This window comes from Psychromonas sp. Urea-02u-13 (genome assembly GCF_002835995.1).
GTDB lineage: Bacteria > Pseudomonadota > Gammaproteobacteria > Enterobacterales > Psychromonadaceae > Psychromonas.
In genome coordinates, this window is the sequence record NZ_PJBZ01000037.1 from 1 (window position 1) to 11,372 (window position 11,372).

At 38.9% G+C, this 11,372-nt stretch carries 12 protein-coding genes and 3 tRNA genes; 5 read left to right on the top strand and 10 right to left on the bottom strand.

The window, feature by feature from the left end; translation table 11 throughout:
• Window positions 1-84 precede the first annotated feature (84 nt).
• Genes CXF74_RS01475 through CXF74_RS01485 form a run of 3 tightly spaced genes read right to left on the bottom strand, consistent with a single transcriptional unit; the run spans window position 85 to window position 1,838 of the window.
• Window positions 85-441: a hypothetical protein gene (locus tag CXF74_RS01475; protein ID WP_101080629.1), complete on the bottom strand. Its 357-nt coding sequence runs from the start codon at window positions 439-441 to the stop codon at window positions 85-87.
• The gene (locus CXF74_RS01480) at window positions 434-1,618 is read right to left on the bottom strand and encodes a site-specific integrase (RefSeq protein WP_101080630.1); all 1,185 of its coding nucleotides are present in this window, start codon (window positions 1,616-1,618) and stop codon (window positions 434-436) included. The genes CXF74_RS01475 and CXF74_RS01480 overlap by 8 nt, the downstream gene beginning before the upstream one ends.
• 7 nt (window positions 1,619-1,625) lie before the next feature.
• Window positions 1,626-1,838, bottom strand: a complete 213-nt coding sequence (locus CXF74_RS01485; RefSeq protein WP_101080631.1) for a hypothetical protein — start codon at window positions 1,836-1,838, stop codon at window positions 1,626-1,628.
• Between the two features lie 147 nt (window positions 1,839-1,985).
• Here CXF74_RS01485 and CXF74_RS01490 point away from each other — a divergent pair, with 147 nt between their 5' ends.
• Window positions 1,986-2,204, top strand: a complete 219-nt coding sequence (locus tag CXF74_RS01490; protein WP_269800754.1) for a helix-turn-helix domain-containing protein — start codon at window positions 1,986-1,988, stop codon at window positions 2,202-2,204.
• 145 nt (window positions 2,205-2,349) lie between these two features.
• On the opposite strand, the gene CXF74_RS01495 is transcribed toward CXF74_RS01490, so the two are convergent.
• The 5 genes from CXF74_RS01495 to murB form a co-directional block, all read right to left on the bottom strand.
• Window positions 2,350-2,424: transfer RNA gene (locus CXF74_RS01495), tRNA-Gly, on the bottom strand.
• An 80-nt stretch (window positions 2,425-2,504) separates the two neighbouring features.
• A tRNA-Tyr gene (locus tag CXF74_RS01500) sits at window positions 2,505-2,588 on the bottom strand.
• 10 nt (window positions 2,589-2,598) lie between these two features.
• Window positions 2,599-2,674 (bottom strand) — tRNA-Thr (locus tag CXF74_RS01505).
• A gap of 134 nt (window positions 2,675-2,808) precedes the next feature.
• Window positions 2,809-3,774 carry a bifunctional biotin--[acetyl-CoA-carboxylase] ligase/biotin operon repressor BirA gene (birA, locus tag CXF74_RS01510; protein WP_101080633.1) on the bottom strand — a complete coding sequence of 322 codons (966 nt, stop codon included), beginning with the start codon at window positions 3,772-3,774 and terminating at the stop codon, window positions 2,809-2,811.
• The gene (murB, locus tag CXF74_RS01515) at window positions 3,767-4,822 is read right to left on the bottom strand and encodes a UDP-N-acetylmuramate dehydrogenase (protein ID WP_198552745.1); all 1,056 of its coding nucleotides are present in this window, start codon (window positions 4,820-4,822) and stop codon (window positions 3,767-3,769) included. The genes birA and murB overlap by 8 nt, the downstream gene beginning before the upstream one ends.
• A gap of 99 nt (window positions 4,823-4,921) precedes the next feature.
• Between murB and CXF74_RS01520 the strand changes: the two genes are divergently transcribed.
• A complete protein-coding gene (locus CXF74_RS01520) occupies window positions 4,922-5,344 on the top strand; it encodes a GNAT family N-acetyltransferase (protein WP_157822307.1) in 423 nt (140 codons plus the stop codon).
• Here the strand turns inward: CXF74_RS01520 and msrB are convergent.
• Window positions 5,324-5,779, bottom strand: a complete 456-nt coding sequence (msrB, locus tag CXF74_RS01525; RefSeq protein ID WP_101080635.1) for a peptide-methionine (R)-S-oxide reductase MsrB — start codon at window positions 5,777-5,779, stop codon at window positions 5,324-5,326. The two genes, CXF74_RS01520 and msrB, sit on opposite strands and share 21 nt — an antisense overlap.
• Window positions 5,780-6,117: 338 nt before the next feature.
• Between msrB and leuA the strand changes: the two genes are divergently transcribed.
• The gene (gene leuA, locus CXF74_RS01530) at window positions 6,118-7,677 is read left to right on the top strand and encodes a 2-isopropylmalate synthase (protein ID WP_101080636.1); all 1,560 of its coding nucleotides are present in this window, start codon (window positions 6,118-6,120) and stop codon (window positions 7,675-7,677) included.
• 177 nt (window positions 7,678-7,854) lie between these two features.
• Window positions 7,855-8,484 carry an MBL fold metallo-hydrolase gene (locus tag CXF74_RS01535; protein WP_101080637.1) on the top strand — a complete coding sequence of 210 codons (630 nt, stop codon included), beginning with the start codon at window positions 7,855-7,857 and terminating at the stop codon, window positions 8,482-8,484.
• A gap of 87 nt (window positions 8,485-8,571) precedes the next feature.
• On the opposite strand, the gene CXF74_RS01540 is transcribed toward CXF74_RS01535, so the two are convergent.
• On the bottom strand, window positions 8,572-9,783 hold the full coding sequence (locus CXF74_RS01540; RefSeq protein WP_101080638.1) for a DUF945 family protein: 1,212 nt from the start codon (window positions 9,781-9,783) through the stop codon (window positions 8,572-8,574).
• Window positions 9,784-9,942: 159 nt separating this feature from the next.
• Between CXF74_RS01540 and nhaA the strand changes: the two genes are divergently transcribed.
• A complete protein-coding gene (gene nhaA / locus CXF74_RS01545) occupies window positions 9,943-11,241 on the top strand; it encodes a Na+/H+ antiporter NhaA (protein WP_101080639.1) in 1,299 nt (432 codons plus the stop codon).
• Window positions 11,242-11,372 lie beyond the last annotated feature (131 nt).

Genomic DNA, 11,372 nt, shown 5'->3' on the forward strand with positions numbered 1-11,372 from the left:
TAACATGTGACTACGGGTAAGGGTGGGTAAAAAAGCCAGCCGTCACTTTTTGTGGCCGCTGGCTTTTTATCACTTTTAAACAGACTATATGTAGTTAGTATCTTGCTTCAAACTATTCAAGCGCATCAACAATCGGTTTTGTAAGTTACTTATTGGACAACAAAACTCACATTGGTTTAATTCTACTAATTGCTCAAGTAACCACTGCTCAATCATCTGAATATTAGTTAAATACTCGTATCCACAAAGCAAAGCAACCGCCCTTTCCTTGTGTTGGATATTCAAATTCTGACAAATAATCTGCGCAACTTCATAGGTCGATTTTAATAGTGCCTTAGTCAGTGTTACTTTTTGTATTTGCAACTCAGATAAACGAGCTTCACGCTGTGAAATTTCATTATCAATCTGTTGCACAATAGGGTGATCTTGAACACTAAGCATTTTCTTCTCCCTGCGTTTCAATATAACGATCAAATGCACTACCATCTTGACGAGTTAAGTTAGGTACATAACGCGAATACACGCGGAAAAGCATCGTTGTAGTGCTATGCCCCATCTGTTGCGCTATCCACTCAGGAGATTCGCCAGCTGCAAGTAATAAGGTGGCAAAGGTGTGGCGTGTTTGGTATGGATTACGATACTTCAGATTCAAGCGTTGAAGCATTGGTTCCCAAATTACACGACTAATCGTTTGATAGTTAAACTGCTTACCATCAGCCTTACAAAATACAAATTCACTTTTACTTTTAGTAACTTGCATTTGCACCTTTAATGCAGAGACAACTCGGTCTGTTAGTTTAATAACTCGATTAGACCCATCGGTTTTCGCATCTGTCATTTCACCTTTCACAAGGCTTTGATCGATATAGATCTGCTTCTTATCTAAATCGACTTTATCCCAATGTAAGCCATCAATTTCACCTGTACGTAAGCCAGTGAAAAAACGAACAATGTAATAGGGCTTGAAGCCTTCTGGTGCAGTTTTGATTAAGCGCTCGACCTCATCTAACGAAAATGGGTTTACCTCTGTGCGAGGTACTTTTAGCGCTTTGATATTTTTCCAAGGTGTCGTAAACTCATAACGATCAGCGGCTTCGTTAAGCAGCATTCTTAGTGGTGTCATAATATGATTGATACGAGAAGCGGATAGTGTTTTCTTTGTTCGAGTCTGGACTTTGGCGAGAGCAGCTCGAAACGTTAAGATGTCTTGTTTTTTGATGGCGCTGATCTTCATTTTCCCGAATGCAGGGAGAATGTGAGAATCTAAAATACCTTCAATCGATTGCTTATGGCTTTTACGCCACTCAATCGCTTTTTCACGAAACCATATCTCAGAAAACTCTTTTACGGTTGGTGAATCTGCACTGCTAAAATGGTGAGATGCTGTTTGTTTGCGTTGATTTAGCTCTTCAAATTTCTGTACTTTATTGCTATTTGGAAAATATTTAGCATATTGAAAATTTCCTAACAATATCTCTGCTTCAATTGTTTTTAACAATCGCATTAAGCGCTTGCGGTTGACACTTGTATCATTTAATTGTGTTTGCTCACGACAACGCTGATTCATGTATCGAAAATCTGCTACAAGCTTTCCATTTCTTTGATTAATTGATCCCATAGTTACCTCACATCCCAATAGTTAATGAATTTGATGAAATACCATTTAGCATCTCTTCTTCAATTCTTTCCCAAAGGTACAAAATTTTTCTGCCACCAAATGGTCGGATGTAATGAACGCCTTCGAACAAGACTGAATCTTTCAACTGTTCTCGAATTGTTCTTTGATCATATTTAATTCGTTCTGATAACTCTGAAGTTGTCATATATGTAATATCCATTGTACAATCTCCTAATAGTTTAATTTGTATATTACAGACTCTAAAAGTCTGCTACAGAACAAATGTAGCACAAAAAAAGACCTTTACAACCTTTTTAAGTCTACAGGAGACTTTTAATTACTGGAGAAGACTTTGCTTAAATGCCATTTGTCAAAAATTATGGGAGAACGACGCTTGAAAATGAGCGATGTTTCTCGTGATACTGGGATTAACCCAGGCACTATTAGAAGAATATTTAATGAAACAGCGACAAGAGTAGAATTAAATGTTGTTGAAACTTTATGTGAGTATTTAAAAATTGAGGTTGGAGATCTTTACGAACTTCCAAAGAAAGATTTAGAAAGTAAGACAGAGGAAAAAGTTTGAAGGCGCTAATAGATTATTAACCCTGTTAGCATTAAAAATTAGTTTGGGCACCAGATGGTCACCGTTTGGTCACCGAGCTGTTTTTATTGGGGAGCAGAAACGAAAAAATCAACCATAAGAGGTTGATTTAATGTAGATGAAGACTTGGAGCGGGCATCGGGAATCGAACCCGAATTATCAGCTTGGAAGGCTGGAGTAATAGCCATTATACGATGCCCGCATTAAGGTCATCTTAGATAGCAAAAAACAAAGCAGTTGCTTTGTTTCGTACTGACTCACTGTGGCGAGTGAGTTAAAATATGGTGGAGGGGGGTGGATTCGAACCACCGAAGCTTTCGCGACAGATTTACAATCTGTTCCCTTTGGCCACTCGGGAACCCCTCCTAAACTTAAATGGTGCCGACTACCGGAATCGAACTGGTGACCTACTGATTACAAGTCAGTTGCTCTACCAACTGAGCTAAGTCGGCGCCGTCTAAGTGCGGTGAATAATAGAGAAGTTCGGGAAACCTTGCAAGCCTTTATTGCCCTTTATTTGCATCTTTTTGTTTGAATGCTCAAAAAGAAAACAAAGCGATTAAATTTTGTCTCATTGTTGTTTAAATCATGCCAAACGTAATGAAACTTCGCCACCGATAAAGGTTTCTATGTTGCCATCACACTCTAATAACAAAGCACCCGTTTCATCAATACCTCGACAAATACCCGCTTTATTTTTATCTGCGAGTAACACATTAACCGGTTTGTTTAAAAAACAGTCTAAATCGAACCATCTTTTTAAGTGAGGCTGTAATCCATTTTTTTCATATTCTGGTAATAATTGTTGTAGCTCAGAAATTAAAGCCGCGCTTAATCGATTTCGATCTACTTTTTCATGACTTAAACTACTCAAATCAATCCATGGCTGATCAATCAACTTAGCTTGCTCGGGTGGCATCCGCACATTGATGCCAATTCCGATAACAGTATGACAAGCTTCAGTCGCTTGTGCGTTAAGCTCAATGAGAATGCCCGCCAGTTTTTTCCCCTGACAATAAATATCGTTAGGCCATTTTAATGCAACCCCTTGAACACCTATTTTTTCTAATGCATTAACAGTCGCAATACCCACCAGCAAACTCAGACCGGATAATTTATCGATACCCGCGTCAAACCGCCAGTAATATGAAAAGTACAAATGTGAAGCAAAAGGTGAAACCCAAGTACGCCCACGACGCCCTCTTCCTGCTAACTGATATTCTGCGATACAGGTTTGGCCATTTTTAATATTGGGAATTTTATCTAATAGCCACTGATTCGTTGAATCAAGTATCTGCTCAACCTTAACTAAAGAGTTATTACTTAAACTACGAATAAGTTTTTCATCTAATAATTCAATCGGGTTAGCGCTTTGATAACCACGGCCAGGCACTTTATAAATGTCTAAACCTATCTCTTGTAATGCTTTTATGTAGTTATTAACCGAGGTACGTGAAACTCCTAATAACTCGCCTATCTTTTCACCGGAATGAAATTCACCATCGGCCAGTAGATTTAGTAGCGTATTACCTTGTTCGTTTAATTCAGACATTTTTTAATACCTCAGACAAGTTTGTCTCCCCTACTGCACCGATAAAACGCACTTCATGCTGTAACTCAACCGCAAACTGTTGCTGAACAGTATCACGGACAAAACCCGCTAACTTAACTACGTCTAACGCGGTTGCATCACCTTGGTTTATTAATACTAAGGCTTGCTGCTGATGTACTGAAGCACCGCCTATTTGGTGGCCTTTCAAACTTGCTTGGTCAATCAACCAACCAGCAGCCAATTTCACTTTGCCATCGGCTTGTGGATAATTTGGCATTTTTGGGTGCAACGCTAACAAAGTATCAGCAAGATCTTGATTGACGACTGGGTTTTTAAAGAAGCTACCTGCATTGCCTAATTTAGCGGGATCCGGTAGTTTTTCACTGCGAATTTGGCAGACTGATTGGTATATTTGTTTAGCGGTTATCTGTTCGTCTGTTTTTAAGTTATTTAACGCGCCATAGCGACTCTGAGGTTGCCATTTTTTACTTAACTTGAGAGTCACCTGCGTGATCAATGCATTTTTAAAAGCGGGTGTTTTAAAAATACTATCTCGATAGCCAAACAAACATTGTTCAGCACTTAATGTATGTAATTGACCACTGTCTAAATCGATATATTCCACTGATTCACAAGCATCTTTAAATTCAGTTCCGTAAGCGCCAATATTTTGTACGGGAGCAGCGCCAACAACACCAGGGATTAATGCTAGGTTTTCTAATCCATCAATACCTTGTTCAATACAATCGGTCACTAGCTTATGCCAATTCTCACCTGCACCCACGGTTAATAGGTAACTACTTTCTGATTCAGTAACTTCAACCCCTGATAATTCTACTTTGATTATCAAGCCTGCAAAGTTTTCACAAAAGAGAATATTGCTACCGCCGCCTAAAATAAGAATGGGTTTGTTATTTTCTATGGCCTGCTTAATATGCACTAACAGCTCTGGAAACTGTGTACGATTTTTAAGGTGGAACAATTGTTCTGTTTTTGCTTCAATTGCAAAACTATTAAATGGCTTGAGTGAGCAGTTAGTTTCTATCATTATTAGGCCTTCTGAAGATGAATATATCCATGATACCTCAAGATGCAAAGCATCTTTAGGTATCATGGATATGGAGCTTACCACAAGATTAGGGATGTCATGTTAGATTCAAATTGCCAGTTTATTGAATTAGAAAAAGTTAAAACCCCTTTGGTTAATCAGTTTTATAAACGCGTCTATAAAAAGGGCATTGCAGGAAAAAATGAGAGAGTGTTTGTCTTAAAACATGAGCAGCAGATTATTTGCAGTGCAAAACTAAAATCAATTGAAGAGGATGTAGTATTGACGGGAGTGGCGTGTGATCCTGATTATCAGCATCAAGGATATGCATCGTTATTGATTAATAAGCTATTAAAAACAACAAACCAACCTGTCTACTGTTTTCCTTATGTACATCTTGAAGCGTTTTATTTACGCTTGGGTTTTGTTTTTTTATCAATAGAACAAGCACCTGAAGCGATTCAAGTGCGTTTCAATCGTTACCAACAACATCGAGATCTGTTATTGATGGTCTACAAATGATGCTAACAGTGCTTCATAACCTTCTTCGGCCATCTCTTCAACCGAGATAAAGCGCAATGAAGCAGAGTTGATACAGTAACGTAGACCGCCCGTTTCTTGAGGTCCATCTTCAAAAACATGACCAAGATGAGAGTCGGCGTTGCTACTACGTACTTCGGTACGTGTTGCAAATAATTGGTTATCCACTTTTTCGTTAATTAACTCGCCTTCTAAAGGTTTAGTAAAGCTTGGCCAGCCACAATGTGAATCGTATTTATCCAATGAACTAAACAAAGGCTCACCAGAAATAATATCAACGTAAATACCCTGTTGTTTATTATCCCAATAGCTATTGTTAAAAGCGGGTTCAGTGGCTTCTTCTTGCGTCACTGCATATTGCAAATCAGTTAATTCATTACGTAATGTTTTTTGATCGGGTTTATTATAATCGGCCATTTTCTTTACCTATTTTTATCATGAATATAAGTTCAGTATCACATTAAAAGACCTTAAATGGCAACGCTACTAACAATACATAAATAGTTTGTTGGTTATTACCAATAAGCCCTTGACGCTTTTAGCAAAAAGCGTAATTATTAGGTTACTAACCATATTTTGAGATTAATTGATGAAAACTATATTCACTCTACTCCTGACTTCCCTGATCATGCTCAAAGCATGCGGGTTTCGAGTGTCTGAATAACGTCAGTTAATACTCTAAAAACCCGCATTTTCTGCGGGTTTTTTTATACCTGCAATTAAATTAATAAACGAATGAATAAAGAGGGATTCCTATGTCAGATCAAGTAATAATTTTCGACACTACATTACGCGACGGTGAGCAAGCACTAAGCGCAAGCCTTACAGTAAAAGAGAAACTACAGATCGCATTTGCCCTTGAGCGTTTAGGCGTAGATATAATGGAGGTAGGTTTTCCTATCTCATCACCTGGTGATTTTGAGTCAGTGCAAACCATCGCACATGAAATTAAAAACAGCCGTGTTTGTGCACTTTCTCGTGCACTCGCTAAAGATATTGATGCGGCAGCGCAAGCGTTAAAAGTGGCTGATGCATTCCGTATTCATACCTTTATCTCTACCTCTACCATTCACGTTGAAAATAAATTAAAACGTAGCTTTGATGATGTATTAGAAATGGCCGTTAAGGCGGTTAAATACGCGCGTAACTTAACCGATGATGTTGAATTTTCTTGTGAAGATGCAGGACGTACACCGATTGATAATCTTTGCCGTATGGTTGAAGAAGCAATTAAAGCCGGCGCACGTACCATTAATATCCCCGATACGGTGGGTTACACGATTCCAAGTGAATTTGGTGGCATCATTAAAACCTTATTTGAACGTGTTCCTAATATCGATCAAGCGGTTATCTCTGTGCATTGTCACGATGATTTAGGTATGTCGGTGGCTAACTCAATTACAGCGATTGAGAATGGCGCACGCCAAGTCGAATGTACAATGAATGGTATCGGTGAACGTGCAGGTAACTGTTCATTAGAAGAAGTGGCGATGATTTTAACCACTCGCCAAGCAAAAATGGGTTTTACGACCAACATTAATCCCGTTGAAATTTCTCGTACTAGTCAGTTAGTGAGCCAGCTTTGTAATATGCCCATTCAAGCAAACAAAGCCATTGTGGGCGCGAATGCGTTTTCTCACTCTTCGGGTATTCATCAAGATGGTGTTTTAAAATCTCAAAATACCTATGAGATCATGACACCAGAAAGTGTCGGCCTATTAACTAACAAATTAAACCTAACATCACGTTCAGGTCGCCATGTTATTCAGCATCGCATGCAAGAGCTAGGTTACCGCGATGGTGATTACGACATGGAAGAGTTATACGCTAGCTTCCTTGAATTGGCCGATAAAAAAGGCCAAGTATTTGATTACGATTTAGAAGCGTTATTGTTCTTTAACCAAGTCAACAGTGAACCAGAGTTCTACAAATTAGAAAACATCAGTGTGCTTTCTGGATCAGGTTTAGTGGCAACCGCAACGGTTACTATGCAAATTGGCGAGCAAGAGAAAGTCATTGAAGCGGCAACAGGTAATGGTCCAATTGACGCGGCTTACAAATGTTTATTACGTGTTTCTGGCCTTGATATCACTATGGAATCATACAAAATCAGTGGTAAGGGTGAAGGTAAAGATGCACTTGGCCAAGTAGATATTGTTGCTTCATACAAAGATCAAAAATTCCACGGCATTGGTTTATCAACGGATATTATTGAATCTTCTGCGCTAGCGCTTGTACATGTAATGAATCACATTCATCTTGCGCAAGAAGTTGAGCAGCAAAAGAAACAGCGCTTACAAACAGAACAAGTCTAAATGTAACTACTCAGGTCGTCGCTATTGAAGCTTTGTTCAGCGTTAAAAAATGCTCATTTAAACCATTAAACTGCGCTTTTTTGCCTTGAACTAAGCATAAATAACTTAGCTTAAATAACTTAACCCTGAGCATTTACTAGTAGCTAAAATAGTAAAAGAATCGAATAAGAGAAAAGTATGAAAATAATTGTTATCCCAGTAACACCTTATGAGCAAAACTGTAGTTTGGTTATTTGTGAAGAGACAAAAAAAGCAGCCATTGTTGATCCAGGCGGTAATGTAGAACGCATTTTGGCGATGGTAAAAAAGCATGATGTGACGGTGGATAAAATATTATTAACCCATGGCCACCTTGACCATGTTGGTGGGACTGAAAAGATTGCTGAAACCCTTAATGTGCCCATTATTGGCCCTGAAAAAGAAGATCTTTTTTGGCTTGAGCAGTTAGAAGCACAAAGCCAACGTTTTGGTTTTCCGCATCACACTAGTTTCAACCCGACAGCATGGCTTGAAGAAGGGGAAATAGTAGAAGTTGGAAACATTAAACTAAAAGTACTGCATATCCCAGGGCATACACCTGGTCATGTTGCCTTGCTCGATGAGCAGAGTAATCAAGTGATTGTCGGTGACATTTTATTTAGTGGCGGCATTGGACGTTCAGATTTCCCACGAGGCGATCAATATCAGTTAGTCAGTGGCATTAAGAAGAAACTATTAACCTTAGCGGCTGAAACGATTGTTTATCCCGGTCATGGTCCAACTACAACTATTGGTCGTGAAAAAGTAAGTAATCCTTTTTTGCGCTAAGCGACTCTTATAAAACCCAGTTTATTGTCAGTCGAAGATTATCTCTTGATACTTCGACTGACAGCTTCCCCACTACAAAAGTGAACGCTAGAGCGGAATGATTCGCCCATTAACGATTAATTCACCCTGTTGAAAACTCGTTTTTAAATTAAGCGTTTGTGCATTTTGTTCTAAGAACCCCGTCATTAGCCCCATTTGTAATGGCTCTGCAATGGCCGGCTCATCAAGTAAACGAATCGGTAAGACTAAGCTTGCATCACCACTCATATAATCAAATAAGATATAAGGATTAAGCACAATATCCGTTAACGATGCACCTTTATCTAAAACCAAATCCAGCGTGCCATCAACCTCTCCCCATGGGGTTTGCGAGTTTAATTGTGACAGCGTTAATTGCGCACCATGACTCACCAACTCAATTAACGCATGTTCAACTTCTTCACTGCTACCTGCTCCGGTATTAAGTAATTCAAACGCAGGCTGATACAAACCGGTCAACGCTAATTTCAAACGGTTATCAGTAAAGGTTTGTGTTTCACCCATATTAATTTGGTATGAGTCAATAATCAGCTCATTGTCTGTATCAATTGTTTTTTGTTGCTCTCCTTGTTGACTGCGCCCTTTCAAAACCACGCCTTCTAGTAATGAATGGCCACTATCTTGACCTACTTCTACAGTTTTTATCGTTAGGTGATAGTTGTAATCGCTTTGTTTTGACAAGCTTGCAATATGAGAGCTGAGTTGTAATGCGTTTACTTTAACCGCCGTGCCATAAGTGAGCGCTGTTAATCCTGCCCAGTTTAAAGTGACATCAGCACTTTTATTTTTTAGATCAACTTGATAGTCGATCATCACTGGCTCACTGTTTAATGTTTCTAAGTCACTTTTATACTCGCCAGCAACAATACGTAGTTGCCCGGTTAATTGTGCAAAAAGGTTAATTTTTTCAGTTGAGGTGATCCACTGCGTCGTGCCGAAGTAGGTTTCTACTTTTTTAGCCAGCGCTTGGTCGGTGATCTCAATATGATTATTCAACACGGCTTGATAAGGATAATGGTAAATCGTGGTGGTTATTTTTAGAGGAAGACTCGACGTTTGGTCCGCAAGAACATGTACCTCACTAATAGCTGTCGCGCTAAAGAAGCCCCGTTCATAACTTAATAGTTCAATAGAGAAATCTTCATTCTGATTTTCAGAAAGTAGCGTTTTAATCTCTTTCTCGGCCATATTAGCCACAAAAAAGGTCATCGAGAAACCACTCACAATAAACAGTAACAATGTAATAAATAATTTTTTCATTAATGATTTCCAACAAGTTTTCTTGAAATAAGACTTAAAATGTCACAGTATTGCTTCATTCTTTTATAAAAACATTGTAGATTATAACAAGCACGACACATAATCGTGCGGTTAAGTCTATTATTCAGGCTATTCAACATTTATTTTTCAGGAGCATTAATGAGTTCACACAAATGGCACTGGCTACATAATCCTATTACTGGTGGGGTTTTATTAGTTATCGCTGCGACTATTGCACTACTCTGGGCAAATATCGCACCCGACCATTATCATCATGTTTGGCACAATACATTGTGGGAAGTGTCCACAGGCCTAAGTGACAAAGTTCATCAAATTAATTTACACAAAATAGCCAATGAATTCTTAATGGCTATTTTCTTCTTCTTTATAGGATTAGAGATAAAAAGAGAGCTATTAGATGGTGAGCTTTCAAGCATGCAAAAAGCGGCATTACCTCTTTTTGCAGCCCTCGGTGGTGTTATTTTCCCTGCAGGTATTTATTACTTCTTTAACACAGGCTTAGACAGCGTTAATGGCTGGGGTATTCCAATGGCCACTGATATTGCCTTTGCATTGGGTGTACTTGCTATTGTTGGAAGTCGTGTGCCGGTCGCACTGAAAGTATTCTTGTCTGCGCTCGCCATTGGTGATGATTTAATGGCCGTTGTCGTGATTGCGATTTTCTACACCGAACAAATTTTTGTTAATGAATTAATGTACGGCATTATAGGATTACTCGTACTTGCCCTTGCTAACCGCCTTGGGGTACGTAATAACCTATTTTATTACACCGTAGGTATGTCAATTGTTTGGATCAGCTTTTTAGCATCGGGTGTTCATGCAACCGTTGCCGGTGTTGCTGTTGCCTTTACAATTCCTTCTCGCCGTGAAATATCAATGACCAGCTATCTAGACCAAGCAAAATCATTATTAAAAGGGTTGGAAAACGATCGTCACGATGAAGAAGATGTTTTAAGTAGACATGCAATTAAATCGTTGAAAAAAATAAAATCATTGAGCTATCAAGCAGCTAATCCTTTGCAGTTAAAAGAAGATGCATTACATCCTTTAGCAACCTTGATCATTGTACCCTTCTTTGCATTAGGTAACGCAGGTGTAATTATCGATGGTAGCATGTTAGATCAGTTGACTAACCCTATTGTACTGGGTATTGCAGCCGGTCTTATTGTGGGTAAACCACTGGGTATCTACCTCTTTACTAAGCTATTAATTATGCTTAATTGGGGCGCATTACCTAAAGGTGTTACTTGGACACACGTTATTGGTGCCGGTTTCTTAGCGGGTATTGGTTTTACTATGTCGCTATTTATTACCGACCTTGCTTTCAGTAATCCTGAGCATCAGATTATTGCTAAAGTAGCCGTATTCGTAGCCTCGTTAGTTTCAGGTCTCATCGGTTACATTATTTTAATGCGCGCTAAACCTGCCGTTGAATAGCTTGAATTAAGCGCATTTAAAGTCCTATTTTAAATGCGCATAGTGGAACACTTTCAAAGCCTGCTTTTATGCAGGCTTTTTTTAAATGAAAAACACACGTTTAAAGCGATCAGCTAAACATAAAAAAGCCC